Here is a 25,145-nt window from a genome sequence, read left to right on the forward strand (position 1 = left end):
ATCATTCTAGGGGATTGCGAAATATTTCAAAAAGAGTAAAATGTTAAAGATAAAAGACCCGCTTAAAACCGTAAAAGATTTTCTAAAATCCAAAAATGCATCTAACCAACCTATTTTAATGGGTTATTCAGGAGGATGTGATTCTAAAGCTTTGCTTTACTTAAGCTTAGAATGTTCTTTATTATTCAAATTTTCCCTCTGTGTGGCTCATATTGATCATGGATGGCGAGAAGAGAGCGGTAAACAGGCTAAAATGCTGCAAGAAGAAGTAGAAGAGCTTGGATTGCCCTTTTACTTAAAAGTTTTACATTTTGAAGATTTTGAAAAAAAAAATCTAGAACAACAGGGTCGAGAAAAAAGATTACAGTTTTTTAAAGAACTTTATCAAAAATTAGATTGTCAGGCTCTTTTGTTAGCACATCAAGCAGAAGATCAAGCAGAAGTTGTTTTAAAAAGAATCTGTGAAGGAGCTCATCTTACGTCACTTCGTGGAATGCAACCAGATATGAGATTAGAAGAAATGCGTATTTGGCGTCCTCTACTCCCGGTTTCTAAAAAAACTCTTCGTAGTTGGTTAGAAAAAAGGTCTCTTGTTTCTATAGAAGATCCTACAAATGAGAACTCTCAATTTTTAAGAGCAAGAATGCGCAAAGAGATTTTTCCGGAATTAAGTCGCCTTTTTGGTAAGGAAATTGCTGGAAATCTTTGTAAATTAGGAAAGCAAGCACAAGAACTAGATAGCTATTTTTATCAAAAAAATCTTATCTTATTCACAACGCAAAAAGAAGATTGCAGCAAAGTAGAATGGGATTTAAATCCCTTTCTGCCTTTAGATAGAGTGGAACTCCATTATGCTGTTAAACAATGGTTGCGCATGCAGAAAGTGATATTACCTAGTTCTTTTATGGATATAATCATGGAATTTGTAGTAAAAAATAAAATTAAAAAAGAATTTATTTATAAGGAAAAATTATTAAAAATTGATTCCGGGCGGCTTATTTTAATAAAAAATAGTATAAAAAAATAGTTATTTAATATTTATTATATAATTCTAAATCATTTAGATTCATATAATTCAAACAAATTAATTTGAAAATTAAAGAAAAAATAATTTTCTTTTTGCTAAGATGTGAAAAAGCCCCATCTTGCAAGATTTCGTACTTTAGAGTGGAATATGCTTGTTTTCAGTGATTTGATTGTAAAACTAAGAGATAAAAATAGCTTTACTTTAATCGAGATTGAGTGGTTTAATCTTTTAATCCAAGAGAGTGTTTAAATACTATGAATAATGACAATTTAAAACCAGAATCTAGTCCTAAAAAAAGCTTGCCAGGAGGATTTTTTATTCTACTACTAGCAGCCGTCTTAGTGATTTTGACCATTCAGAATTTACAGGACGATAAAGCTGCTAAAGTTTCTTTTAGTTATCAGGTAGAGCATCTTGTGAATTTGGATCTGATCCAAAAAGACGAGAGCCGTAAAGCAGCATTAAATGATAATTTAGTGACCTTTACCGGCAGGTTTAAGGACAAACAAAGCGATGAAGCAAAAGGCCATTATCGCTACCTTGAACTTCTTTATTTAAATCATGAACTTAGCGGAAAAAAAGAAGAACTTGCTTCTGGGATTGGTCAATCAAAAAGACTAGTGGAAGAATCAGCAGATCTATTACTCCGCTTAAGTGGGCAGCCGATTCCCAAAGAGGGATATGTTGTCATAGACCCTATTTATAATACTCCTAATGAAAACCATAGCGTTGTCATTAAATCCGTTTCCAATCAAGGATTAATAAGTCTTAATGACCTAGAAAAAATATTTCCCTTGCTCTCTCGAGAAACAAACCCCACAGAAACCGCTACTTTTGGTAAAGATTTACTGACCTTGATTGAGAGGTTTCGCTCTCCAGCTCTTGGTATCGGTAATGAAAAGATGAAACAGCAGCTTAAAGAGCTCTATCAAGAAGTGAACCAAGCTTCTTCTTTAACTCCACAAGAGCAAATTTCCATCTATCGAAGTGCTCTTACTTCATTAGATCAACTCGTTTCAGAGCTCAATCAAGAACAACAGAATGTATGCCTGCTTCAATTAAGAAGTGTACGGAACTATAAAACTCAGTTGGAAGATTATGCTAGCGTGCTTTCTCTATTAGAAAAAAATGAAGCGCAGTTTGAAAAATCTAGACAAAATGTTGCAAATGTCACTTGGTATTTTAATAATCAAGAGTTATCCACTCGGATGCTAGAAAAACAAGATCCTGAGGTTTATGCCCATTGGTTCTCTCAAGCTAAACAAGAATGGGATAACTTTGGAGTGAATAAAGGAGCTGTATTTAAGGCTCCAGATCAGCCACGTAATCTTGTATTGGAAAAGACCTTTAAAAGCGAAGAGCCCTCTCCTAATTACTTTAGCTATATTTTGACGATCTTGCCAGTAGTGCTTGTTGTTGCTGTATTGTATTTTATCTTTTCTCGTCAGATGAAAGGAGTAGGGACAAATGCAATGAATTTTGGGAAGTCTCCCGCTCGTCTTTTAACTAAAGATAAAAATAAATTTACTTTCAAAGATGTAGCTGGTTGTGAAGAGGCTAAAGAAGAATTACAAGAGATTGTTGATTTTTTAAAAGAACCTGGCAAATTTACCGCTTTAGGAGCCCGCATTCCTAAAGGTGTTTTAATGGTAGGTGCTCCTGGAACAGGAAAAACTTTAATAGCCAAGGCTGTTGCTGGAGAAGCCGATCGTCCTTTTTTCTTTATCTCAGGTTCTGATTTTGTAGAAATGTTTGTCGGTGTGGGTGCAAGCCGAATTCGAGATCTCTTTGATCAAGCTAAAAAGAGTGCTCCTTGTATCATTTTTATCGATGAGATTGATGCTGTGGGACGCCATCGCGGCTCTGGAATTGGGGGAGGACATGATGAAAGAGAACAAACGCTCAATCAACTTCTTGTCGAAATGGATGGATTTGATACGAATGAAGGGGTCATTTTAATTGCTGCAACCAATCGCCCTGATGTACTAGATAAAGCGCTATTGCGCCCTGGTCGATTTGACCGAAGAATTGTGATCGATCTTTCCGATATTAAAGGTAGGTATGAAATTTTAAAGGTACATGCTCGTAAAATTAAACTGGATCCTACCGTGGATCTCATGAATATTGCTCGTAATACACCGGGCTCATCAGGTGCTGATCTAGCAAACATCCTGAATGAAGCAGCTTTGTTGTCAGCTCGTAAAGGTCGTTACGCAGTAACAGCAGCTGATGCTGCAGAAGCTTGTGATAAGGTGCGTTATGGCAAAGAGCGCAGAAGTTTGGAAATCTCTCAAAATGAAAAGAAAACCACAGCTTATCATGAAGCAGGGCATACCGCAGTTGCTCTTTTTGTCAAACACTCAGATCCTGTAGACAAAGTTACCATTATTCCTAGAGGGCTGTCTCTTGGTGCTACGCATTTTATGCCCAAGAAGAATAAATTAAGCTATTGGAAAAAAGAACTCCTGGATGAGCTTGCTGTACTTATGGGAGGGCGTATTGCAGAAGAGATTTTTATTGGAGATATCTCAAGTGGTGCGCAAATGGATATTTCACAAGCTACAAGACTTGCTCGTCGTATGGTGTGTGCATGGGGAATGAATGAAAAATTAGGTACTGTTGCCTATGACAAAGGATCCGATAATGGGCAATATATAGGAGTATCTAACTACCATGAAAAAAGCTATTCTGAAGCAACAGCGGAAGCTATTGATGAAGAGGTAAAAAAGATTCTTCATGAAGCAAATGAAAAGGCAACACAGATTATTTCAGAGAAGAAGGACGGCCTGCAAAGGCTTGCAGAAGCTTTAGTGGAATATGAAACCGTAAACGGTGAAGAAGCCCGCGCTCTCATCGATGGAACTTTTGACATCGAGAAAAAGAAACAAAGTTTAGAAGAAGAAAAGCTGCAGAAAAAAGTACCTCCGCCACCACAAATATCATCTGATCGGACCTTCCCGATTAGTGATAGTCCTTCTTCTCAGCAGATTTAAATCCTTACGAAAAGCTCTTTTTAAAAGGGCTCTTTCAACCTCGAAGTGCACAAAAAAGAACACTATAAATAATTGAAAAAACATCTATTGTGCACCCGAGCATAGCATGTTTGTAGATAATCTCCTAAATGCTTCTAGTGGAGTTTCGAAGTTGAGAGCTTTTCTAGGTCTGTTATTTAGTATAAGTTTCCACTCTTTCCATATCCTTGGAAGTCGTATCTAAAAAGCTTTGTGTTTTAGGAAAATATTGCCTAACTAGTCCGTTTGTATGCTCATTTAAACCTCTTTCCCAAGAATGGTAGGGCCGTTGCAAAGTAGAAGTCTGTCTCTATTCATCAAAAAAGAATATGAAGCAATAAAAAAAGCCTTATTTCAATATGAAAAAACAGTAGATGCAAAAAACCAACCAACTTTTAGAGGAATGCGTAGAAACCTATTGATGATTTTTCAAAAATGTGAAAAATCTTTTAATGTAATCAATACTTCTCAAGTACCATGTATTACAGATCTTAAAAACCTTAGAGCTTGTTTAAAATCTTTTCAAAAGTAGAGCAATAAAAGCGAGAACCACCATATTCAGGCTTGTATACTAGTTTGATTTCAAATTAAGAATTGCATAAATGGGTTTTTTTGAAAAAGTTGCTCTATCTTGCAAGAAGAGGTTGTTCTTTTTATAAAAATGTTTATATATTAAAACTCTTAATTTGAAATCAAACTAGTATACTGACCCCTAGCCAGAGAGCTGACTTAGAACACAAGTTAAAGCATCCAAAAGACTATTCTGAACGGAATAGGCTTTGTGTAATTTTGGGCTATGATGAGGGTATCTCAACAAAAAATCTTGCTAAAGCACTTCGGATAAGCCCTATCACTGTTCAGGAATACCTCAGAGAATATGATTCCGAAAATAAAACTGGAAGTAGCCCTCGAGGCGGTAGCAAATCAAAACTTTCACAAGACCAAACAGAGTCTCTACTAAAACACCTACAGGAAAAGACCTATCTTAAAGTCAAAGGGATCATAGCTTATGTGCATGAGCAATATGGGATAAAATATTCCCGAAGTGGCATGAAGGAGACCTTAAACCCTGATGAAGAGATCTATTTCATAGATGCTGTGCATCCTGAACATCAGTCCCAAGCCGTATGTGGATGGATCAAAAAAGGCGTTCAAAAGACTTTGCAGACATCCGGGAAACAATTGCGATTGCATTTTGCTGGAGCTCTTTGCCTGACAGGAATGAAGATTGTTACAGAGGAATATAAGACAGTTGATGCCGATGCAATGCTCGATTTTTTCAAGAAGCTAGAAAAACAGACAGAGGCTCGAATTATTCATGTAATTTTGGATAATGCGAGATCAAACAAAAATAAGAAACTAGAAGAGTTTCTGATGTCTTCTAGGATTAAAGTGCACTATCTCCCTCCTTATTCGCCGAATTTGAATCCTATTTGAATCGGCACTAGTATATGCGATAACGCTGCCTACTATAGGTCAAAAATCGTTGCAAATTACCTAAAAACATCCAGAGTAGAAATCAAATTCTTGCCTCCTTATTCTCCCGATCTCAATCTGATTGAACGCCTTTGGCGATTCATGAATAAAAAAGTCCGCAATAATCGATATTATGAAAAATTCTTAGATTTCAAGACGGCAATTTATGCCTTTTTTGAAAATTTTCCTAAATATCGGGAAGAACTGCAACCTCTTTTATCTAGGAAATTTTGCTTAGTTAAATCTTAATTTAAAAACAAACGAGTTCTCTAGTTGCACACAAGGGGAATATAAATTCTCTTAATTCTTCATAAGCTCTCCGAGCCGATATTTTGCTTGCAAAATAAAAGGCGTTTTTTAAGATCTTAGGACAGCAAAGTTTAATGCGGGGGGTAAGTCCAGGGTTCTCTGCGGAGTCTTTTTGAAGAAAACTATTTTAGATTCTTCGCTCCATTATGCTATCCGAAATGAAATGGGCAAGACAATGTATATTACGGCTTCTAAGAGCCAACTCATTTGTCGTCTTTACCTATTTCTTCGGTTTTCTCCTGCAAAAAATTTTAGTCACTTTTCCTAATGTTTTTATTTCTAAAAAAATGCGTTTTTAAGCTGCCTTTGGCTCACCGTAAATAAATTCTTTTTGTTCAATCAGCATCTTGTGCATAATTACGGATAACTTTCTACCTACTGCTAAGGCGGCTTTCTTCATTCCTTTTTTTCTCATGATTTTTAATCCCCAAGCTTTTAGCTTGCTCCATTTCTTACTTCGTGTCAGCATTACTATTCCGGCTTCAACTAATAGAGATCTAAGTTCACTGGATCCACATTTTGAAATTCTTCCCTGTCTTTGCACCTCTCCGGAGGCATACTGTTTAGGCGTCATACCAAGATAGGCTCCTACTGATTTAGAATCGTTAAAACGAGTGGGATCAAAAATTTCTGTTTTATAGGTTAATGCTGTTACAGGTCCTACGCCAGGGATTGTCATAAGCCGTTGTACTTCTTTATCTTGACTGACCAGCTTAAGCATTTCTTTATCCAGTTTTTCTACTTCCTCAACTACCTTATCAAAGGTATTTAATAGAGAGGTTATGCTCAGAACAATACTTTTTTCCTGTTTTTCTATCTGCTTTACAACCACAGACGAAAATCTTTTGGATCCCACAGATCCCAATCGTATTCCGTAACTTTTAAGCAAGCCCCTTACAGTATTTCTGCGTTTGCTGTTTAATTAGCGCTCTTCTGGAAACTAACAAAATGCTTTTTTCTACTGAATCTTGGGGCTTACAGTGTACTCGTGTATACATACCTGATCGAAGGGCTTCTGCGATTCCTCGTGCATCATTTTTGTCTGTCTTATTTATTTTCAAAGCAAGAATCGTACTCAGCTTCCTTGCATCCATACATAGGGGATCTATAGCTCTTTTTCTAAATCCTGTGACTAGGTAATGAGATAAACATCCACTTTCAAAGCCAACAACGATTTCTTGAAAATCTCTTTTGGAAAAATCATCTGCTAGTAAATCAGGATCTGTTTTTTCTGAACCTTCATGGACAATCTTACCTTGTTCATTTAATACACAGATAAAAGTTCTTTTCATTGATACATCTCATCCAATATAATGCTTCATGGGTTGCTCCTCATTTTTTTGCTCTTTAATGAGCGGTTTTGAGATTTGAAAAAATCTCGTTTATATTGGAGAGTTTAACCTACTCCGTTTAAGGAGCAACCCCTTCTTTGTATGCAATTATGGCATGTATAGTAAAATAACTTCATAGAACATATCGCTTTTTAATAAGGCTTTACGCCCAGGAAATGCAAAGTCAGGGTGCTTAATCAGCACGTCTTCTATCCAACGGATATTAGGAAAGATCTACCTGATAAAATCAAAAAAAGTATATCGTTTTGTTAAACGAGCATTAAGGCAACAGGCTGTTGCCCAATTTTTAAATTGCTTTTAAGCTTTAGCTGAGGGTTTTTAATGGATAAAAAAGAAAAAGTTCCTTTAATTGGTTTAGGCACATGGGAATTATCGGGTAAATCTTGTGTTTCTGCGATAAAAATGGCTTTAGAATTAGGCTATCGTCATATTGATACAGCGCTGATTTATGAAAATCATCGAGATGTTGCAAAAGCAATTCGGGGATTTAATCGACAAGAATTATTCATTACCTCTAAATTTTTTCTAAATCAAAAGAGCGCTGAAGAAAGCTGTGATCTAGCTTTACAAGAATTAAATTTGGACTATCTTGATTTATTTCTAATTCATTGGCCTGATCGAGAAAAGCCGATGGTGAAAGTTCTAAAAGAGATGGAAAAATTAAAAAAACAGGGTAGGATTCATCATATTGGGGTGAGTAATTTTACGAGACATCATCTGCAAGATGCGATAGATAAGGGCATTCAGATTGATTACAACCAAGTGGAGTTTCATCCTTATCTTTATCAAAAGGAGCTGTGCCAGTTTTGTCAAAATCACCAGATCGGCTTAATTGCTTATCGTCCTTTGGGTAAAGGAGAGCTTGTTCAGGAGGAAATATTTAAAAAGATAGGGGATAAGTATCGAAAAACACCTGCACAAATCATCTTGAAATGGCTGATTCAAAAGGAAATAGCAGTGGTGGTTAAAGGTTCTTCTAAGAAACACTTACAAGAAAACTTTCATGTGTTTGATTTCTTTTTACACCCTGAAGATATGAAACAGATTAACGAATTAAACCGGAATCAACGGTTTTGTAAAACCGATTATTCCGATTTTAATTATTAAAAACCTTAGCCTCCGCAGCCTCTTCTGCAGTCTCTATGTGCTACATCTTTTTGAGAGGTTGGAAGAGTTGCTTTATGACTGATCTTAACTTGGCCACGATCGTTAATATCTAAGACTTTAACTTCAATGATATCGCCTAGTTTTAGTACTTCTTCTACATTTTGAACCCTGCTATAAGAGAGCTCAGAGATATGACAGAGGCATTCTCTGCCATAGATTTCTACAAAAGCACCAAAATTAACAATGGATACCACTTTCCCTTTATAAGTTTTTCCAATCTCTACATCAGTTGTTAGGTTGTGAATCATCTCTTTTGCTCTGTTCATCGATTCGCTATTGGTGGATGCAATGCTAACACGACCACTATCATCGATATCGATTTGCGCACCGGTTTCTTCAATAATGGCGCGAATTTGCTTACCTGCTGGTCCAATTAATGTTCCAATTTTTGAAGGTTTAATCATAACGGTTTCAATACGAGGAGCATAGGAGGAAAGATTTTCTTTAGATTTAGGACATGTTTCAAGCATTTTGTGTAGAATGTGAAGTCTTCCTTGCTTAGCTTGAGCTAATGCTGCTTGCATAACCTCGATGGTAATCCCTTCTACTTTAATATCGAGTTGGAAAGCGGTTATTCCTTCCATATCTCCTGCAATTTTAAAATCCATATCGCCTAAAGCATCTTCTAATCCAAGAATATCGGAGAGAATAGCAAATCTTGTATCTTCTAAAATTAATCCCATAGCAATTCCTGCTATAGGTCTTTTAATCGGTACGCCTGCATCCATTAAGGCTAGGCAACCCCCACAAACAGATGCCATGGAGGAAGATCCATTAGATTCTGTGATGTTTGATTCTAAGCGAATAACATAGGGAAATACATCTATGGAAGGAATGGTCTTTGCTAATGAGCGCTCTGCTAATTTGCCATGACCAATTTCTCGTCTTCCAGGGGCTCCCAAGCGTCCTACTTCACCGACTGAAAAAGGAGGAAAGAAGTATTGTAAATAAAAGCGATCTGAAACCTCTCCATCTAAATTTTCAGAGCGTTGCGCCATATTTTCTCCACCAAGTGTACAAACAGATAAAGATTGAGTTTCTCCTCTTGTAAATAAAGCGCTGCCGTGTGTACGGGGTAAAAAAGAAGGCTTAATATCAATAGAGCGAACTTGATCTGATCTTCGGCCATCAGCGCGTATGTTTTCATTTAAAATCATTTTACGTAGAAGTTCGGCTTGAAGTTTTTTAAATGCGCTTTTAATCTCCAATTCTGTGTATACAAGATCTCTATCAGTATATTGAGTGAGCATTTCTGTAAATAGCGCTTTAATAGCGGACTCTCTATCCAATTTTTCTTTGATCCTTAGTGCAGTATTTAGATGAACGCTTATTTTCTCACGCATGTCATCGATCAAATCTGTAGATAAGAGTTTTAACTCTCCAGGGTTTTTGGGCTTGCCGATCTGTGTTTGCCATTTACTTAGAGTTTGGCAAATCATTCTAATGGCAGCATGACCTTTTTCTATAGCTACTAAAATCTGCTCTTCTGCAAGAAAATCAGCGTATCCTTCAATCATTAAAATAGCTTCTTCTGTTCCAGCTAATATGAGATCTAATTTAGAGGATTTCTGTTCTTCCACAGTTGGATTGATGATAAATTTCCCTCCAATCATTCCAACGCGTACAGCTCCAATAGGTTTAATTAAAGGAATATCGGAAATGACAAGTGCTGCTGAAGCCGCACAAATAGCTAAAGGCTCGGGCGCATTTATTCCATCATAGGATAAAACATAAGAGAGGACCTGGACTTCATTAAAGTATCCTTTTTCAAACATGGGCCTTAGAGGTCTATCGATTAATCGACAAACGAGGGTTTCTTTTCCCGTAGGACGTCCTTCGCGTTTAATAAAACCACCTAAAGTTTTTCCTGAAGAAGAGAATTTTTCCTGATAATCTATGCGTAAAGGAAGAAAATCTGTTTCTGCAGAAGGTATATTTCCTTGGCAAGCGGTGCTTAATAAAAGGGTTTCTCCGCAAGTTAAAATAACGGCGCCGTTTGCTTGACGAGCCACTATGCCTGTTTCAAAAGTTATGGTTTTTCCTTCTTCAATAGATACAGTTATTTCCTGATGGTCAAATTGCATGAGATATTATCTCCTTAAATAGTTTTTTAGTGGAGGCTACTTTAGTTGGAGGATGAATTGACCATTTCTTAAGAAGAGAACTCTTCCTAAGAGATGGGCACTTCATCAATTCGTCAACTAAAATATTACCCTGAAAATACAAAAGCTTAAGTAAAACTATAGCAAGAAGAAAGATATGCAACAAGTCAAATGCAGAGCTTTTAAGATGTTAAAGAAAAAAACCGCTAGGCGAAGAGTCCTAGCGGTTAGGGTGTAAGCACTCAAGAATTTGCGATTTTAAAATTTTTGACGCAAATTTAGTCGTTTGACTAAACTTTGGTATCGCTGAGTATCAGTGGAATTGAGATAGTCAAGAAGCTTACGCCTCTGTCCAACAAGCTTCATTAAGGTAAGTCTGGAGACAATATCCTTGGATTCACGCTTAAGATGCTCATTAATTTCTGCAATTCTTTCTGAAAGGATAGCAATTTGTACATCTGCCGATCCAGTATCTTTTTCATGCAATTGAAATTTCTTCGTGATCTCTTCTTTGGTACCTTTATCTAAAGACATTATAAAAAATCTCCCGTAAAGATTGAGAGTTAAAACAAATAGGCAAACTTTAAATTGTAAAGCATAGGCTCCATTATAACGCAAACCTTTAATGAAAGCAACAGAAAAGCCTTTTTTATAAATGATTTTTGCCTTTTTAAAAAATTAGTTAGCATTGTTTTAAAGGCGCGCATTCCTCTGTATATAGTGGTCCCGATTGAACGCTTGTGGAAGATCTTAAGGGGAAAGACGGTATATACTAGTGCCGATTCAAACGGCTAGCTTAATGGGATTTAAGTCAACGACTTGAAACTTGTCGTTTATCCTACATTTCAAAATATCTGTTATTTTCGGTATCTCTTCTAAGAAGAATCCTCTAATTGCCTGAAAAAAAGTCACCGACGTTTCGTAATATCGATTGTATACCGTCTTTTCCTTTAAGATCTTCCACAAGCGTTCAATAGGATTCAAATTCGGCGAATAAGGAGGGAGATAGTGCACTTTAATCCTAGAAGACATCAGAAACTCTTCTAGTTTCTTATTTTTGTTTGATCTTGCATTATCCAAAATTACATGAATAATTCGAGCCTCTGTCTGTTTTTCTAGCTTCTTGAAAAAATCGAGCATTGCATCGGCATCAACTGTCTTATATTCCTCTGTAAAAATCTTCATTCCTGTCAGGCAAAGAGCTCCAGCAAAATGCAATCGCAATTGTTTCCCGGATGTCTGCAAAGTCTTTTGAACGCCTTTTTTGATCCATCCACATACGGCTTGGGACTGATGTTCAGGATGCACAGCATCTATGAAATAGATCTCTTCATCAGGGTTTAAGGTCTCCTTTAAAGCCCTATATTGTTCTATGAAAATTCGTTGTTTTTCAGGATCTAATTTCCCAGGAATCTTTTTAGGACGTTTATAAACAAATCCGTGCTGTATGAGCCAATCTGTCATGCCACTTCGGGAATATTTTATCCCATATTGCTCATGCACATAAGCTATGATCCCTTTGACTTTAAGATAGGTCTTTTCCTGTAGGTGTTTTAGTAGAGACTCTTTTTGGTCTTGTGAAAGTTTTGATTTGCTACCGCCTCGAGGGCTACTTCCAGTTTTATTTTCGGAATCATATTCTCTGAGGTATTTCTGAACAGTGATAGGGCTTATCCGGAGTGTTTTAGCAAGATTTTTTGTTGAGATACCCTCATCATAGCCCAAAATTACACAAAGCCTATTCCGTTCAGAATAGTCTTTTGGATGCTTTAACTTGTGTTCTAAGTCAGCTCTCTGGCTAGGGATCAGTTTTTTCATACTCAATAGCTTAACACAAAACAAAATATTTTTCTATACGATTGAATCGGAACCACTATATACTAGTGCCGATTCAAACGGCTAGCTTAATGGGATTTAAGTCAACGACTTGAAACTTGTCGTTTATCCTACATTTCAAAATATCTGTTATTTTCGGTATCTCTTCTAAGAAGAATCCTCTAATTGCCTGAAAAAAAGTCACCGACGTTTCGTAATATCGATTGTATACCTTCTTTTCCTTTAAGATCTTCCACAAGCGTTCAATAGGATTCAAATTCGGCGAATAAGGAGGGAGATAGTGCACTTTAATCCTAGAAGACATCAGAAACTCTTCTAGTTTCTTATTTTTGTTTGATCTTGCATTATCCAAAATTACATGAATAATTCGAGCCTCTGTCTGTTTTTCTAGCTTCTTGAAAAAATCGAGCATTGCATCGGCATCAACTGTCTTATATTCCTCTGTAAAAATCTTCATTCCTGTCAGGCAAAGAGCTCCAGCAAAATGCAATCGCAATTGTTTCCCGGATGTCTGCAAAGTCTTTTGAACGCCTTTTTTGATCCATCCACATACGGCTTGGGACTGATGTTCAGGATGCACAGCATCTATGAAATAGATCTCTTCATCAGGGTTTAAGGTCTCCTTTAAAGCCCTATATTGTTCTATGAAAATTCGTTGTTTTTCAGGATCTAATTTCCCAGGAATCTTTTTAGGACGTTTATAAACAAATCCGTGCTGTATGAGCCAATCTGTCATGCCACTTCGGGAATATTTTATCCCATATTGCTCATGCACATAAGCTATGATCCCTTTGACTTTAAGATAGGTCTTTTCATGTAGGTGTTTTAGTAGAGACTCTTTTTGGTCTTGTGAAAGTTTTGATTTGCTACCGCCTCGAGGGCTACTTCCAGTTTTATTTTCGGAATCATATTCTCTGAGGTATTTCTGAACAGTGATAGGGCTTATCCGGAGTGTTTTAGCAAGATTTTTTGTTGAGATACCCTCATCATAGCCCAAAATTACACAAAGCCTATTCCGTTCAGAATAGTCTTTTGGATGCTTTAACTTGTGTTCTAAGTCAGCTCTCTGGCTAGGGATCAGTTTTTTCATACTCAATAGCTTAACACAAAACAAAATATTTTTCTATACGATTGAATCGGAACCACTATATGCTCGTTTGTTTTTAAATTAAGATTTAACTAAGCAAAATTTCCTAGATAAAAGAGGTTGCAGTTCTTCCCGATATTTAGGAATATTTTCAAAAAAAGCACAAGCAGTTGATCTGTTTGAGCGAGTTCTTTTTCTAGATTTTGCAATTCTTGTGAAAAAAGCTCTTTAGCTTCCTCATTCACTTTTCCAGGAATCAGCTTAGGCTTTTTATAGGTAAAGTTTAACCGATGCAATAAAGAAACCATAGCTGATGGTGTATAACATATTCCAAAGTGGTCTTTGGCAAAATTGACAACTTGTTTAGCTGAACTGGGAGCTTCTTCTTTTACATAGATTTTTAGTTGTTTAAGTTGGCCTTGATTGAGCCGGCATGCTTTTCCTGCATAGTTCAAATTCAGCAAGGCTTCTTTGCCACCTTCTAAATAAGTTTTATATTAACGCCTTATCGTATCCTCATCTAGGAGTAAAGCATGTGCTACTTGTGGGTATGTCCACCCTTCATCTAACAATAAAATAGATTTGATTCTATCGCATAGCCTTTTATCCCGTTCATGGCGATGACGAGCCTTGAGGATGTCTTTTTGGTTTCTTGTTAAAAAGTTCGCTTCAGGTTGCATAGATGTAAGATTTATAACTCAATCAATGAGAAAAATTCAATGAATTTAGTGTTTGAAAAGTCTTTTTTCTAATGCATTTCAGTATACAATCGATATTACGAAACGTCGATGACTTTTTTTCAGGCAATTAGAGGATTCTTCTTATAAGAGATACCGAAACTAACAGATGTTTTGAAATGTAGGATTAACGACAAGTTTCAAGTCGTTGACTTGAACCCCATTAAGCTAGCCGTTTGAATCGGCACTACTATATATTGATTTAAGAAATTTTTACAGCTAGAATTTTTATATTAAAACCTTGATATTTGAGTGTTCTTAAATGGTTTTACCCTACTGCTTAAAGCTTTTAGATTTTTGTGGAAAGCGATATTAAATTTATGCAAAAAGCGCTGATAGAGGCGAAAAAGGCCTACAGAAAACAAGAAGTTCCTGTAGGTGCTGTGCTTGTATTAAATGACCAAATTATTGCGCGAGGCCATAATCAGACAGAAGGTAAATCAGACCCAACTCAGCATGCAGAAATCATTTGTTTACAAAAAGCTTCAAGAAAGCTCAAAAATTGGCGGCTTTTGCAAGCCACTCTTTATTCTACTTTAGAACCTTGTTCTATGTGTGCTGGAGCTTTGTTACAAGCTCGTGTTGCTCGTCTTGTATGGGGAACTCCTTATAAGCGCTGTGGAGCTAATGGAAGCTTTGTAAACTTATTTTCTTTAAAACATCCTTTTCACCAAATTAGGATAACCGCTGGTGTTCTAGAGCAAGAATGTTCAGAGATTATGATTCATTTTTTTAAACAGAGGAGAAAGGAAAGACATGGAAAGTGTTTTTGATGATTTAATAAGATTTCAAAAAAAAAGATTACTTGTTTGTGCGCAAAGAATTGTTCCTGGGATTATCGAAGATGACCTGTTGCAACCCAACGACTTTCCTAACCTCGAGCTTCATCCCCATTTTCGATATGAAGAAGGTGTGCTTGAGGGACTGCTAACAGCTCGTATGGCCTACTTATCTTTAGCTCAGAGCTCTTAAATTCTTGTTTTTAAATGAAAAAGCGATTAAATTACATGATCAAAACCTATTTTTCTCTTAAGGAGTTATTATGAAAAAGAAAGGCCACCCTATCTATCAAGAAGTCCTATTTGTTGATTCTGCAACTGGATTTTCCTTCGTTTGCGGTAGCACTCTGCAGACCAAGGAAAGACAAGTCTATGAAGGAAAGGAATATCCTGTATACAGAGCTCCTATCACTTCTGCATCTCATCCATTTTTCACAAAAGACAAAAAATTAGTTGATTCCGAAGGCAGAGTAGGTCGATTTGTTAATCGATATGCTAAAAAGGTAAAACAAAAGCAAGAAGAGACTGTAGAGGAGCTCGTTGAGAATAAGGTCGGTAAAAAAACCAGCCGTAAAAAAACAAAATAAACTTAAAAAAGCAATTAGGTAGCATATGCAAGAGCAGATAGGTAAGCTTCTTTTTCGATTTGAACAAGTAGAAGAATTACTGGCTCAAGCAGATGTGCTCTCTGATCAAAAACGTTACCAAGAGCTTGCGCAAGAGCATTCTTATCTATTAGAGATAAAAGATAAATGGCTTCTTTGTGAAGATCTGCAAAGACAGCTAGAAGAAAATCAAAATTTGTTAAAAGAAGAGAAAGATCTTGTTTTTGCAGATTATATTCGACAAGAAATAGAGGAATTGGAGAAAAAAATTTCTGTTTCTACTTCTGATTTAAATCATTTATTGATCCCTCCTGATCCTCTTGATAGTCGTAATGTCATTTTAGAAGTCCGGGCTGGTACAGGAGGCGATGAAGCAGCTATTTTTGTCGGAGACTGCGTTAGAATGTATAAATTATACGCAGATTTTAAAGGCTGGAAGCATGAGCTTTTGTCTTGTACTCCATCTGAGATGGGCGGATTTAAAGAATATTTCATGGTTCTCTCTGGTCATAATGTGTATAGATGTTTGCAATACGAGGCAGGAACACATCGCGTTCAGAGAGTTCCTAAAACCGAAGCGCAGGGGCGAGTGCACACATCAGCGGTTACTCTTGCAATTTTAGTTGAGCCGGATGAGAGTGAAAAAATTGTTTTAGATGAGAAGGATCTTAAAATCGATACATATCGAGCTTCAGGAGCTGGTGGTCAGCATGTAAATACCACAGATTCTGCTGTGCGCATTACTCATGTTCCAACCGGACTTGTTGCTACTTGTCAAGAAGAGCGTAGCCAGCATAAAAATAAAGATAAAGCAAAACGTCTTTTAGTTGCTAAACTTGCAGAAAGAAAAAAATTGAAAGCAGAATCGGAAATGGCTTCTCTTCGAGCCTCTCAAGTAGGAACAGGGGATCGTTCAGGAAGAATTCGCACCTACAATTTCCCTCAAAATCGCGTAACCGATCATCGGATTGATTTAACCCTTTATAAACTTCATTTAATTATGGAAGGGGACCTTAATGAGATTATTAATGCTTTGATTGCTTATTTTTATCAGAAGAAACTCGAGATTGTTGGAAATCAATTTTCATGAGATCCTTAGGCGAAGTTTTACAAATAGCAACACAATTTTTGCAACAAAAAGAAATTGTACAAGCCAAGCGCTCTGCGGAAGACCTTCTAGCTTTTGTATTGAAAAAATCTCGCTTAGATCTTTATCTGCAATTTGACTTGCCTTTAGAAGAAAAAGAACTCGAGCATTTTTGCTCCTTGGTTAAGCGCTTATCTTTAAAAGAGCCTATAGAATATATTTTAGGACGGATTGAGTTTTACAACTGTCTTTTTTCTTTGAATCCTTTTGTTTTGATTCCTCGCCCAGAAACAGAAATCTTATTAGATCACATTTGCCGAGAAATCGAGCTAGAAGAAAAAAAACCGCAAATTGCCTGGGATATTTGTACAGGATCCGGTTGTTTAGGTGTCGGCCTAAAAAAAAGATTTCCATTTATGAATATAACTCTTTCCGATCTTTGTCCCGATGCTTTACATGTAGCTTCTTTAAATGCCAAGCAAAACCAAGTAGAAGTAGAGGTTTTATTAGGGGATTTTCTAAAGCCATTTGAAGGAAAAAAAGTAGACCTTGTGATTTGTAATCCCCCTTATGTTTCTTTATCTGAGTATGAAACATTAGATCTTAGCGTAAAAGGATTTGAGCCAAAACAGGCTTTTGTAGCAGAAGAAAACGGTCTGGCTTTTTATCGTCTTTTGAGTCAGCAATTACCCCAGTTTTTAAATCAAGGTGCTAAGGTTTATTTAGAAATAGGAGCTACCCAAGGGCAAAAAATAAAAGAATTATTTGCTAGCCCGTCTTGGACACGGGTTCTTATAGAAAAAGATTTGAGTGGCCATGATCGTTTCTTTTTCCTTGAATTTGAATCTTAATCCGCTTATCCTAAAAGGCAGTATTTTTTTGGTGTATATGGTGTAGAACATGTTTGATTCGCTAACCCAAAAGTTTCAAGGGATTATTGCTTCTCTAAAAGGGAAAAAAACCTTAACAGAAGATAATATAACCGATGCCGTAAGACAAGTGAGAATGGCTCTTTTGGACGCAGATGTAAACTACTCTGTTGCAGGAAGCTTAGTTAAAAAGATCCAAGAAAAGGCTCTTGGAAAAGATGTACTCAAAGCACTTTCTGCTAGTGAGCAGTTCATTAAACTTGTACATGATGAGCTTGTTTTGTTTATGGGACAACAAGAAAATCCCCTTGCATTGCAAGAAAAACCAACGGTTATTATGTTATGTGGGCTCCAGGGTTCAGGCAAAACAACACAATGTGCAAAATTAGCTTATTACTTAAGAAAAAAACATCCCAATAAGAAGGTCCTTTTAGCTGCTTGTGATTTACAAAGACCTGCTGCAGTGGAACAACTTAAAAAACTTGCAACTGAGATAGAAGTTCCAGTTGTTGTCTTGAATCAAGAAATGAATCCTATTGAAGTAGCAAAAGCTGCAAAAGAAAAAGCTGTTTTAGAAGGATTTGATGTTCTCATCATTGATACAGCAGGACGGCTACATATCGATGAAGAATTAATGCAACAGCTTATAGAAATTAAACAGGTCGTTAAACCACAGGAAATACTTTTTGTAGCAAATGCAGCTACTGGGCAAGATGCTGTAAAAACAGCTTTAGAGTTTGATAAGCATGTGCAGATTACTGGAACTATCTTAACTATGTTGGATGGTAGTTCACGAGCAGGAGCTGCTATTTCCATTCAAGAGGTAACAAAAAAGCCTTTAAAATTCGAAGGGATTGGAGAAAAAGTTAGCGATCTACAGCTGTTTAATCCACATTCCATGGCAGATCGAATCTTAGGGATGGGAGATGTAATTAATCTCGTGCGTAAGGCTGAAGAGATCACAAGTAAAGAAGAAGTGAAAACCCTAGAAAAAAAAATGTTAAAAGGTTCTTTCACCTACGATGACCTTTTAAAACAAATGAAGCTGCTCAATAGTATGGGACCCCTTAAAGGCTTATTAAAAATGCTCCCAGGTGGGGCAGAGCTTGCAAATATGGATTTTGATGAAAAAGAGTTTGTTCGTCGATCTGCGATTATTTCTTCTATGACAAAAAAAGAACGCTTGGAAAAAGTGGAATTAGTGCCTAGTCGAAGAAGAAGAATTGCAGATGGGAGTGGAAATTCTATCGATGAAGTGAACCGCATGATTAAAGAACATAAAAGATTGAAACATATCTTTAAAGACATGCCAAGCTTAAAACAAAAAATGGCAAAAAACAAAATCCCATCTTCTTTTAAAGGATGGAAATTTTAAAGAATACAGAGGAACCTTATGGCATTAAAAATTCGTTTTAGGCAACAAGGATCTGCAAATAGGCGAACCTATCGTCTAATATTAGCAGATGGACGAGAAAGACGTGATGGCAAATATATTGAGAAATTTGGTTGGTATGATCCTTCTAAAGCAACAAATAATTGTCTATTAGATGAGACAAGAATTAAGTATTGGATCGATCAGGGAGCGCAGTTTACCCCCGATGCCGAAGCTTTAGTTGCGCGTGCTCTTCCTGAACTAATGAGAGAGATTCGTTTAAAAGAGCAAGCTCGCCTTGTCAAACAAGCTAAGAAAAGAAGAACTAGAAAAAAGCAACATGTACCAGCTGCTTAAAGTTTTATATTATGCAGATTGATATTCTTTCTCTTTTTCCTGAATATTTTGAAGGTCCTTTTAAAGTAAGTATTTTGAAAAAAGCTCAGGAAATAGGGCTTATACATATCAATCTCATAAATATTCGCGATTTTGGTGAAGGCAGGTGGAAAAAAGTAGATGATCGTCCTTATGGTGGTGGCCCTGGAATGGTTTTAATGCCAGGTCCTGTAACTAGAGCGGTTCATAGTGTAAAAAAAGAAAATACTCATGTGATTTACCTCTCTCCTCAAGGAAAACTATTAGACGTAAAAACCTGCCAGAGGTTAGCTGCTTATCCTCACTTGGTGTGTATCTGTGGACATTATGAAGGGATTGATCAGAGAGTGATTGAAACGCAAGTAAATGAAGAGATTAGCATTGGAAATTATATTCTTACCAATGGCTGTTTAGCATCTATTGTTCTTGTAGACGCAGTTGTACGATTTATTCCTGGTGTTTTAGGAAACGAAGATTCTTTGCTAGATGAATCATTTCAAGAAGATGGAATTTGCGAAGGACCATGTTTTACAAGACCTGGGATATTTGAAGGAAAGTGTGTGCCTAAAGTTCTTTTGAGCGGTAATCACGCTGAAGCTCGAAGATGGAAAGAAAAGGCAAGAAAGAAACAAAATGATATGCCTTGGGCGGATAAGCAATAATTATTTAGTTGAAAAGGAAATACAATGATTCAAGATATGTTAATACAATCAATCGATGAAGATCAGTTAAAAACCGATCTTCCTGTGTTTTGTGTAGGTGATACGGTTCGTGTGCACCAACGCATTATAGAAGGAGAAAAAGAAAGAATTCAGGCTTTTGAAGGAATTGTCATAGCTCGTAAGGGAGCCGGTATTTCAGAAACATTTACTCTTTATCGATATTCTTCAAGTGGAATAGAAAGGGTATTTCTCTTGCATAGTCCACGAATCAATAAAATTGAAGTGATGAAAAAAGGTAGTGTGCGTAGGGCGAAGTTATATAACTTCCGCGGTAAATCGGGTAAGGCGATAAAAGTAAAAGAACGGATATATAAAGCTCCATCTAAAAGCTAAAGGCTTTATCTTTTTATGATGACTCCTCAAAGCGAATATAATCGACTTGAGAGAATGACAAGGTATGAGCGTGCTTTATATAAACAAGGGTACGCTCGGTTAGCAGGAGTTGATGAAGCAGGAAGAGGCCCCCTGGCGGGACCTGTTGTAGCTGCTGCCTGCGTTTTACCCAAAAATATTCTTATCTGTGGAGTCGATGATAGTAAAAAACTAACAGCTGCTGAAAGATCTACTATTTTTGCAGCAATCATCAAACTCGATGGAATTGATTATGCAATGGGGATAGTTTCTGCAGAGGTCATTGATCGCATAAATATTCTTCAGGCGACATTTGAAGCAATGAGGATCGCGCTTTCTGGTTTAAAGAATTCAGCTGATTATCTTTTAGTTGATGGGAATCAGTTTATTCCCAAAGTTACAATACCGGGTAAAGCTATCATTAAAGGAGATGCTACTTCGCAGTCCATTGCAGCAGCTTCTATTTTAGCAAAAAAAACGCGAGATGACCTCATGCAAGATTATCATAAGCAATGGCCTGAATATGGATTTTCGCAGCATAAAGGGTATCCAACAAAAAAACATTTAGAAGCTCTTGAACATTTTGGACCTTGCCCTATTCATCGTCTGAGCTTTGCTCCGCTAAAAATCCAAATATAGTTGCTTTCTATCAAAGAATTTTACATAATAATGTTCCCATGATTAAGAGTATGACGGCCTATAGCCGATGCAGTAAAACTACCTCTGATGGGCGCTATACATTAGAGCTTCATTCAGTCAATCGCAAAATAATGGATTTTGCCATATACTTGCCTAAAGATCTTTTGCGATTTGATGTCGATTTACGTAAATGGCTAGCTCAAGAGCTAGAGCGAGGGCAAATTACTGTACGTCTTTTAGTGCAACACGAGAATATCAATTCGGATAGTAATTATATTTTGCAATTAAAAGAATCTAAGGAAAAATGGGAAAATATTTCTCGTGAATTAGGGTATAACCCAGATAAAACCATTGATTTCCCTTTTGTTCTCTCTCATTTTTCTCCACCTATTTACTTTAATCAAGCAGAAGAAGAAAAAATTAAAACATTTTTATTTGAGCTAACCCAAGAGGGTTTAAAGCAATTATTAAGAATGAAGTGCGAAGAAGGTAAAGCCCTTGAGATTGATTTGCAAAATCGACTTAAAAATATAGAAGAGGCTTTGCAAAAAATTCATCAAAAAAAAGAGCTTCCCATAGAGAGGTATCGTAAGAGAATTTTGGAGGTTTTGAAAACTTATCAGGCAAATTCCCCTGATTTAGTAGAAAAAACAGGTAGAGAAGTGGCTATTTTTGCTGAAAAAATGGATATTGCGGAAGAACTTATGCGTTTAGAGACTCATATCTTTCATTTTCGTAATTATTTACTCTCTTCGGAAAAAGCAGTTGGTAAAATACTAGAGTTTTTAATGCAGGAAATGCAACGAGAGATTAATACTCTAGCTAGTAAAGCAAGCGATAGCGAAATCATACCTATAGTAATCTATATAAAAAGCGAGTTAGAAAAAATGAAAGAACAAATTCAAAATATTGAATAACGTATCATAGTCTATGTTATCAAATTTTTTAACCGGGCTTGTATTTGTTTTAAGTGCTCCAGCAGGAACTGGGAAAACTACTCTTGTACGGATGCTATCTAATGAGTTTGACTCTATCGTAGAGAACGTTTCTTATACAACACGCCCTCCTCGCTCTAATGAGATAGATGGAAAGGATTATTTTTTTATTTCTGAAAAAGAATTTGAATCTAAAATAAAAGAAGGGGATTTCCTTGAATATGCAAAAGTCTTCGGGTATAATTATGGCACCTCCTGTGAATATGTAAATTCTCAGCAGAAAAGAGGTAAGCATGTCTTCTTAGTAATTGATACACAAGGGGCAATACAGCTAAAAGAAAAGAATTTTGCTGCCATTTATATTTTCTTAAGCCCTCCTTCGCTTGAAGTGCTTGAATCTAGACTCTTAAACCGTAAGACAGAAAATAAAAAAACTCTAGCTCGAAGGTTATCTTGGGCAGAGCAAGAATTAAAAAAAATTAGTTATTATGACTACCATATTGTAAATGATTCCTTGAAGCATGCTTATGCTATTTTACGCAGCATTGTCATTGCCGAGGAACATCGTGTACGCTAACTTTCAACTTAAGGTTTTTTATGCCACCGCTGTCTAAACATCCTCTTACAAATGAGTATTTACGAGGATTATTTAAAAGTAATTTTGAATTAGCTAATCAAGTCATTGATTTGGCGCGTTTTTATATTCGTTCTGGTAGGGAAGTAAATTTAACAAGGTTGCTCGATGAAATTAAATGCAATCCTCAAAAGGATTATATTGAAGTATTAAGACAACTAGATTCTGAAGAATAATTGCAATTTCATGGCTCAAAAAATTTTGATTACATCTGCGCTCCCCTATGCAAACGGACCTTTGCATTTTGGTCATATTGCAGGGGCTTATCTTCCCGCTGATTGCTATGCCAGATTTATGCGTCTTTGTGGCCATGATGTTCTCTATGTTTGCGGATCAGATGAATATGGCATTGCAATCACTTTAAGTGCAGAGCTAGCTAAACATAGCCCTCAAAAGCATGTGGATTTATTTCATGCGATCAATCAGCGTTTATTCGCTCAATTGAATTTTTCCTTTGATCATTATTCACGTACGACTTGGCCAAAACACAAAGAAACCACTCAGCAGTTTTTTTTAGATTTATTACATAATGGGTATATTGAAGAAAAAACAACAAATCAGCTTTATTCAGAAAAAGAGGGCAAATTTCTAGCAGATCGCTATGTAATGGGGACTTGTCCTAAATGCCAATTTTCTCAAGCAAGGGGAGATGAGTGTCAAAGATGTGGTGCAAATTATGAAGCAACAGATCTTATACAGCCAGTTTCTAAGATTTCAGGTTTGCCTCTTGTATTAAAGCCTACTACTCATTGGTTTTTGCGCTTTGATCTTTTTAAACAAAAATTATCTGATTGGCTTATTTCTAAGGACTGGAAACCCAACGTTTTGCATTTTGCAAGCTCTTATGTAGAAGATTTAAAGATGCGTTCGATCACTCGTGATATGGATTGGGGAGTACCTGTTCCTTTACCTAATGCTCAAGGAAAAGTGTTCTATGTTTGGTTTGATGCGCCCATTGGCTATATTTCAGCTACTAAAGAGTGGGCAGAAAATCAAGGAAAACCCGAGGAATGGAAGAAGTATTGGTTTGATCCTACGACAAAACTTGTACAATTCATAGGCAAAGATAACGTCCCTTTTCACGCTTTATTTTTTCCTGCAATGATTATGGGACAGAATCAGCCTTACAAGCTTGTCGATGAGCTGCCTGCCAATGAGTTTTATAATTTGGAAGAGAAACAATTTAGTAAGTCAGATGGCTGGTATATTGAGTTTAAGTCCTTTTTTTGCTCTTTTTCAGCAGACCAGATTCGTTATACAATTGCTGCAAATGCACCAGAAACCCAAGATAGCGAATTTACCTGGAAAGATTTTCAAATGCGCTGCAATGTAGAGCTTTTGGGTAAGTATGGAAATCTGGTAAATAGAGTGCTTGTATTTACTAAGGAGCTGCTTTCTGCTAAAGTTCCTCCTAGATTAGAACTTCTTGAAGAAGATCGATTGTTTCTGGATAAAATCAAAAACATAGTTAAGCAAACAGAAACAGCTTATGCCTCTTTTCATTTGAGAAAAGCTTCACAACTTATCATGGAATTAGCGCAAGCTGGTAATGTGTACTTTGATTTGAAAAAACCTTGGATTTTAGCTCGCAGCCCATCTACTTTTTCACAAATGCAGACAACTATTTCCTGTTGTCTGGAATGTCTTAAAGCCTTAGCGCTTATTTCTTGCCCCATTATTCCCCAAAGCGCGCAAAAGATTTTCTCCATGCTTGGGTTTAAAGTTTCCTTAGAAACAGCCAATTGGTATCAGGTTTTAGAATCAACCATTGTTGTAGGGACAGCTTTGCCTGAGCCTAAGATTTTATTTAGTAAAGTAGAGGATGAGGTTATTGTGGAACAACAGAAAAAACTTTATGCTCATACTCTACCCCACAAGAATCTAGAGATTTCTATTGATGATGTGCGCAAACTAGACCTGCGAGTAGCGCAGATCATAGATGTAGAGAGGGTTCCTAAATCTAAAAAATTACTAAAGCTTTCCTTAGATTTGGGAGAGGAAAAAAGGCAAATTGTTTCTGGAATTGGTGAAAAAATAACCGATTTAACCTCTTTAATCGGTAAAAAAATAGTGGTAATTACCAATCTAAAGCCGACTAAAATCATGGGCATTGAAAGTCAAGGGATGTTATTTTCTGCAGATACAGAGCAAGGATTTGAGCCTTTAGAAGTGTCTTTAGCTGCTATCGGTGCAAAAATTAGCTAGTTTATACCTTAATAGTTTTATTTTTTTAGACATAAAAGTTCTTTGTGAGTTCTCTATTAGCTTATTCTAAATATGATTGGTAATATAAGAGATACTTACCAAGTATATAGTGGTTCCGATTCAATCAGATAGAAAAATATTTTGTTTTGTGTTAAGCTATTGAGTATGAAAAAACTGACCCCTAGCCAGAGAGCTGACTTAGAACACAAGTTAAAGCATCCAAAAGACTATTCTGAACGGAATAGGCTTTGTGTAATTTTGGGCTATGATGAGGGTATCTCAACAAAAAATCTTGCTAAAACACTCCGGATAAGCCCTATCACTGTTCAGGAATACCTCAGAGAATATGATTCCAAAAATAAAACTGGAAGTAGCCCTCGAGGCGATAGCAAATCAAAACTTTCACAAGACCAAACAGAGTCTCTAACACCTATAGGAAAAGACCTATCTTAAAGTCAAAGGGATCAT

Annotated in this window: 27 protein-coding genes and 3 pseudogenes; 20 read left to right on the top strand and 10 right to left on the bottom strand. The window is 36.5% G+C overall.

Going from position 1 to position 25,145, the window contains the following annotated elements; all coding sequences use genetic code 11:
• Positions 1 to 40 precede the first annotated feature (40 nt).
• Both tilS and ftsH read left to right on the top strand, forming a co-directional pair.
• Entirely contained in the window at positions 41 to 1,027 is a 987-nt protein-coding gene (gene tilS / locus RHABOEDO_RS03920) for a tRNA lysidine(34) synthetase TilS (protein ID WP_215216711.1), read from the top strand.
• Between the two features lie 254 nt (positions 1,028 to 1,281).
• A complete protein-coding gene (gene ftsH / locus RHABOEDO_RS03925) occupies positions 1,282 to 4,020 on the top strand; it encodes an ATP-dependent zinc metalloprotease FtsH (protein WP_215216710.1) in 2,739 nt (912 codons plus the stop codon).
• Positions 4,021 to 4,192: 172 nt separating this feature from the next.
• On the opposite strand, the gene RHABOEDO_RS11700 is transcribed toward ftsH, so the two are convergent.
• Positions 4,193 to 4,333 (bottom strand): hypothetical protein, encoded by a 141-nt coding sequence (locus RHABOEDO_RS11700; RefSeq protein ID WP_220017795.1) that lies wholly within the window; start codon positions 4,331 to 4,333, stop codon positions 4,193 to 4,195.
• Between the two features lie 410 nt (positions 4,334 to 4,743).
• Between RHABOEDO_RS11700 and RHABOEDO_RS11705 the strand changes: the two are divergent.
• Together RHABOEDO_RS11705 and RHABOEDO_RS11710 are read left to right on the top strand one after the other, a co-directional pair.
• Positions 4,744 to 4,974 (top strand): annotated as a pseudogene (locus RHABOEDO_RS11705) (helix-turn-helix domain-containing protein); the annotation flags it as partial.
• Between the two features lie 75 nt (positions 4,975 to 5,049).
• A pseudogene (locus RHABOEDO_RS11710) lies at positions 5,050 to 5,650 on the top strand (transposase); the annotation flags it as partial.
• A gap of 468 nt (positions 5,651 to 6,118) precedes the next feature.
• Here the strand turns inward: RHABOEDO_RS11710 and RHABOEDO_RS03945 are convergent.
• The 3 genes and pseudogenes from RHABOEDO_RS03945 to RHABOEDO_RS03955 all read right to left on the bottom strand — a co-directional run.
• On the bottom strand, positions 6,119 to 6,712 hold the full coding sequence (locus RHABOEDO_RS03945) for an IS110 family RNA-guided transposase (RefSeq protein ID WP_220017797.1): 594 nt from the start codon (positions 6,710 to 6,712) through the stop codon (positions 6,119 to 6,121).
• The gene (locus RHABOEDO_RS03950) at positions 6,705 to 7,115 is read right to left on the bottom strand and encodes an IS110 family transposase (RefSeq protein WP_220017798.1); all 411 of its coding nucleotides are present in this window, start codon (positions 7,113 to 7,115) and stop codon (positions 6,705 to 6,707) included. Before RHABOEDO_RS03950 ends, RHABOEDO_RS03945 begins: the two co-directional genes overlap by 8 nt.
• Positions 7,116 to 7,274: 159 nt before the next feature.
• Positions 7,275 to 7,376 (bottom strand): annotated as a pseudogene (locus RHABOEDO_RS03955) (IS5/IS1182 family transposase); the annotation flags it as partial.
• Positions 7,377 to 7,496: 120 nt separating this feature from the next.
• Between RHABOEDO_RS03955 and RHABOEDO_RS03960 the strand changes: the two are divergent.
• Positions 7,497 to 8,282, top strand: coding sequence for an aldo/keto reductase (locus RHABOEDO_RS03960; RefSeq protein ID WP_215217596.1), 786 nt, complete (start codon positions 7,497 to 7,499; stop codon positions 8,280 to 8,282).
• 5 nt (positions 8,283 to 8,287) lie between these two features.
• Here RHABOEDO_RS03960 and pnp read toward each other — a convergent pair whose 3' ends face one another.
• From pnp to RHABOEDO_RS03990, 6 genes are all read right to left on the bottom strand, one after another.
• Complete coding sequence (gene pnp, locus RHABOEDO_RS03965; RefSeq protein ID WP_215217597.1) at positions 8,288 to 10,426, bottom strand: polyribonucleotide nucleotidyltransferase; 2,139 nt, start codon at positions 10,424 to 10,426, stop codon at positions 8,288 to 8,290.
• A 276-nt stretch (positions 10,427 to 10,702) separates the two neighbouring features.
• Positions 10,703 to 10,978, bottom strand: a complete 276-nt coding sequence (rpsO, locus tag RHABOEDO_RS03970; protein WP_138107118.1) for a 30S ribosomal protein S15 — start codon at positions 10,976 to 10,978, stop codon at positions 10,703 to 10,705.
• Positions 10,979 to 11,227: 249 nt separating this feature from the next.
• Complete coding sequence (locus RHABOEDO_RS03975) at positions 11,228 to 12,262, bottom strand: IS630 family transposase (protein ID WP_220017502.1); 1,035 nt, start codon at positions 12,260 to 12,262, stop codon at positions 11,228 to 11,230.
• Positions 12,263 to 12,335: 73 nt separating this feature from the next.
• Positions 12,336 to 13,370, bottom strand: a complete 1,035-nt coding sequence (locus RHABOEDO_RS03980) for an IS630 family transposase (protein ID WP_220017482.1) — start codon at positions 13,368 to 13,370, stop codon at positions 12,336 to 12,338.
• Between the two features lie 89 nt (positions 13,371 to 13,459).
• Entirely contained in the window at positions 13,460 to 13,822 is a 363-nt protein-coding gene (locus RHABOEDO_RS03985) for a winged helix-turn-helix domain-containing protein (protein WP_220017799.1), read from the bottom strand.
• A gap of 42 nt (positions 13,823 to 13,864) precedes the next feature.
• The gene (locus RHABOEDO_RS03990) at positions 13,865 to 14,047 is read right to left on the bottom strand and encodes a hypothetical protein (protein ID WP_220017800.1); all 183 of its coding nucleotides are present in this window, start codon (positions 14,045 to 14,047) and stop codon (positions 13,865 to 13,867) included.
• A gap of 350 nt (positions 14,048 to 14,397) precedes the next feature.
• On the opposite strand from RHABOEDO_RS03990, the gene tadA reads away from it, so the two are divergent.
• The 15 genes from tadA (at position 14,398) to RHABOEDO_RS04065 (ending at position 25,130) form a co-directional block, all read left to right on the top strand.
• Positions 14,398 to 14,877, top strand: a complete 480-nt coding sequence (gene tadA / locus RHABOEDO_RS03995; RefSeq protein WP_350339706.1) for a tRNA adenosine(34) deaminase TadA — start codon at positions 14,398 to 14,400, stop codon at positions 14,875 to 14,877.
• A complete protein-coding gene (locus tag RHABOEDO_RS04000) occupies positions 14,861 to 15,076 on the top strand; it encodes a hypothetical protein (RefSeq protein WP_215216938.1) in 216 nt (71 codons plus the stop codon). The genes tadA and RHABOEDO_RS04000 overlap by 17 nt, the downstream gene beginning before the upstream one ends.
• 70 nt (positions 15,077 to 15,146) lie before the next feature.
• Complete coding sequence (locus tag RHABOEDO_RS04005; RefSeq protein WP_215216939.1) at positions 15,147 to 15,470, top strand: type B 50S ribosomal protein L31; 324 nt, start codon at positions 15,147 to 15,149, stop codon at positions 15,468 to 15,470.
• Positions 15,471 to 15,495: 25 nt separating this feature from the next.
• Positions 15,496 to 16,578 carry a peptide chain release factor 1 gene (gene prfA, locus RHABOEDO_RS04010; RefSeq protein WP_215216940.1) on the top strand — a complete coding sequence of 361 codons (1,083 nt, stop codon included), beginning with the start codon at positions 15,496 to 15,498 and terminating at the stop codon, positions 16,576 to 16,578.
• Positions 16,575 to 17,426, top strand: a complete 852-nt coding sequence (gene prmC / locus RHABOEDO_RS04015; protein WP_215216941.1) for a peptide chain release factor N(5)-glutamine methyltransferase — start codon at positions 16,575 to 16,577, stop codon at positions 17,424 to 17,426. Before prfA ends, prmC begins: the two co-directional genes overlap by 4 nt.
• Before the next feature lie 49 nt (positions 17,427 to 17,475).
• Positions 17,476 to 18,819, top strand: coding sequence for a signal recognition particle protein (gene ffh / locus RHABOEDO_RS04020; protein ID WP_215216942.1), 1,344 nt, complete (start codon positions 17,476 to 17,478; stop codon positions 18,817 to 18,819).
• 18 nt (positions 18,820 to 18,837) lie between these two features.
• Positions 18,838 to 19,173 (top strand): 30S ribosomal protein S16, encoded by a 336-nt coding sequence (rpsP, locus tag RHABOEDO_RS04025; protein WP_215216943.1) that lies wholly within the window; start codon positions 18,838 to 18,840, stop codon positions 19,171 to 19,173.
• An 11-nt stretch (positions 19,174 to 19,184) separates the two neighbouring features.
• A complete protein-coding gene (trmD, locus tag RHABOEDO_RS04030) occupies positions 19,185 to 19,853 on the top strand; it encodes a tRNA (guanosine(37)-N1)-methyltransferase TrmD (RefSeq protein ID WP_215216944.1) in 669 nt (222 codons plus the stop codon).
• Between the two features lie 36 nt (positions 19,854 to 19,889).
• Positions 19,890 to 20,246, top strand: a complete 357-nt coding sequence (rplS, locus tag RHABOEDO_RS04035; protein WP_434062182.1) for a 50S ribosomal protein L19 — start codon at positions 19,890 to 19,892, stop codon at positions 20,244 to 20,246.
• Positions 20,247 to 20,261: 15 nt separating this feature from the next.
• Positions 20,262 to 20,903, top strand: a complete 642-nt coding sequence (gene rnhB, locus RHABOEDO_RS04040) for a ribonuclease HII (protein ID WP_245397559.1) — start codon at positions 20,262 to 20,264, stop codon at positions 20,901 to 20,903.
• Positions 20,904 to 20,941: 38 nt separating this feature from the next.
• A complete protein-coding gene (locus RHABOEDO_RS04045; RefSeq protein WP_215216946.1) occupies positions 20,942 to 21,820 on the top strand; it encodes a YicC/YloC family endoribonuclease in 879 nt (292 codons plus the stop codon).
• A 13-nt stretch (positions 21,821 to 21,833) separates the two neighbouring features.
• Positions 21,834 to 22,415, top strand: a complete 582-nt coding sequence (gmk, locus tag RHABOEDO_RS04050) for a guanylate kinase (protein ID WP_215216947.1) — start codon at positions 21,834 to 21,836, stop codon at positions 22,413 to 22,415.
• A 20-nt stretch (positions 22,416 to 22,435) separates the two neighbouring features.
• Positions 22,436 to 22,648: a hypothetical protein gene (locus RHABOEDO_RS04055; protein ID WP_215216948.1), complete on the top strand. Its 213-nt coding sequence runs from the start codon at positions 22,436 to 22,438 to the stop codon at positions 22,646 to 22,648.
• A 10-nt stretch (positions 22,649 to 22,658) separates the two neighbouring features.
• Positions 22,659 to 24,677 carry a methionine--tRNA ligase gene (metG, locus tag RHABOEDO_RS04060; protein WP_215216949.1) on the top strand — a complete coding sequence of 673 codons (2,019 nt, stop codon included), beginning with the start codon at positions 22,659 to 22,661 and terminating at the stop codon, positions 24,675 to 24,677.
• 165 nt (positions 24,678 to 24,842) lie between these two features.
• The gene (locus RHABOEDO_RS04065; RefSeq protein WP_220017802.1) at positions 24,843 to 25,130 is read left to right on the top strand and encodes a helix-turn-helix domain-containing protein; all 288 of its coding nucleotides are present in this window, start codon (positions 24,843 to 24,845) and stop codon (positions 25,128 to 25,130) included.
• Positions 25,131 to 25,145: the final 15 nt, after the last annotated feature.

It is taken from the genome of Candidatus Rhabdochlamydia oedothoracis (assembly GCF_019453995.1).
Lineage (GTDB): Bacteria > Chlamydiota > Chlamydiia > Chlamydiales > Rhabdochlamydiaceae > Rhabdochlamydia > Rhabdochlamydia oedothoracis.

Excerpts from the sequence above, each read along its gene's own strand:
- RHABOEDO_RS04055 (WP_215216948.1), top strand. The coding sequence starts at position 22,436 with ATGCCACCGCTGTCTAAACATCCTCTTACAAATGAGTATTTACGAGGA.
- ffh (WP_215216942.1), top strand. The coding sequence starts at position 17,476 with ATGTTTGATTCGCTAACCCAAAAGTTTCAAGGGATTATTGCTTCTCTA.
- ftsH (WP_215216710.1), top strand. The coding sequence starts at position 1,282 with ATGAATAATGACAATTTAAAACCAGAATCTAGTCCTAAAAAAAGCTTG.
- gmk (WP_215216947.1), top strand. The coding sequence starts at position 21,834 with ATGTTATCAAATTTTTTAACCGGGCTTGTATTTGTTTTAAGTGCTCCA.
- prmC (WP_215216941.1), top strand. The coding sequence starts at position 16,575 with ATGAGATCCTTAGGCGAAGTTTTACAAATAGCAACACAATTTTTGCAA.
- RHABOEDO_RS04005 (WP_215216939.1), top strand. The coding sequence starts at position 15,147 with ATGAAAAAGAAAGGCCACCCTATCTATCAAGAAGTCCTATTTGTTGAT.
- RHABOEDO_RS03990 (WP_220017800.1), bottom strand. The coding sequence starts at position 14,047 with ATGCAACCTGAAGCGAACTTTTTAACAAGAAACCAAAAAGACATCCTC.
- trmD (WP_215216944.1), top strand. The coding sequence starts at position 19,185 with ATGCAGATTGATATTCTTTCTCTTTTTCCTGAATATTTTGAAGGTCCT.
- RHABOEDO_RS03975 (WP_220017502.1), bottom strand. The coding sequence starts at position 12,262 with ATGAAAAAACTGATCCCTAGCCAGAGAGCTGACTTAGAACACAAGTTA.
- rnhB (WP_245397559.1), top strand. The coding sequence starts at position 20,262 with ATGATGACTCCTCAAAGCGAATATAATCGACTTGAGAGAATGACAAGG.
- rpsO (WP_138107118.1), bottom strand. The coding sequence starts at position 10,978 with ATGTCTTTAGATAAAGGTACCAAAGAAGAGATCACGAAGAAATTTCAA.
- RHABOEDO_RS03980 (WP_220017482.1), bottom strand. The coding sequence starts at position 13,370 with ATGAAAAAACTGATCCCTAGCCAGAGAGCTGACTTAGAACACAAGTTA.
- prfA (WP_215216940.1), top strand. The coding sequence starts at position 15,496 with ATGCAAGAGCAGATAGGTAAGCTTCTTTTTCGATTTGAACAAGTAGAA.
- metG (WP_215216949.1), top strand. The coding sequence starts at position 22,659 with ATGGCTCAAAAAATTTTGATTACATCTGCGCTCCCCTATGCAAACGGA.
- RHABOEDO_RS04045 (WP_215216946.1), top strand. The coding sequence starts at position 20,942 with ATGATTAAGAGTATGACGGCCTATAGCCGATGCAGTAAAACTACCTCT.
- RHABOEDO_RS04000 (WP_215216938.1), top strand. The coding sequence starts at position 14,861 with ATGGAAAGTGTTTTTGATGATTTAATAAGATTTCAAAAAAAAAGATTA.
- rpsP (WP_215216943.1), top strand. The coding sequence starts at position 18,838 with ATGGCATTAAAAATTCGTTTTAGGCAACAAGGATCTGCAAATAGGCGA.
- RHABOEDO_RS03950 (WP_220017798.1), bottom strand. The coding sequence starts at position 7,115 with ATGAAAAGAACTTTTATCTGTGTATTAAATGAACAAGGTAAGATTGTC.
- RHABOEDO_RS03960 (WP_215217596.1), top strand. The coding sequence starts at position 7,497 with ATGGATAAAAAAGAAAAAGTTCCTTTAATTGGTTTAGGCACATGGGAA.
- RHABOEDO_RS04065 (WP_220017802.1), top strand. The coding sequence starts at position 24,843 with ATGAAAAAACTGACCCCTAGCCAGAGAGCTGACTTAGAACACAAGTTA.
- rplS (WP_434062182.1), top strand. The coding sequence starts at position 19,890 with ATGTTAATACAATCAATCGATGAAGATCAGTTAAAAACCGATCTTCCT.
- tilS (WP_215216711.1), top strand. The coding sequence starts at position 41 with ATGTTAAAGATAAAAGACCCGCTTAAAACCGTAAAAGATTTTCTAAAA.
- pnp (WP_215217597.1), bottom strand. The coding sequence starts at position 10,426 with ATGCAATTTGACCATCAGGAAATAACTGTATCTATTGAAGAAGGAAAA.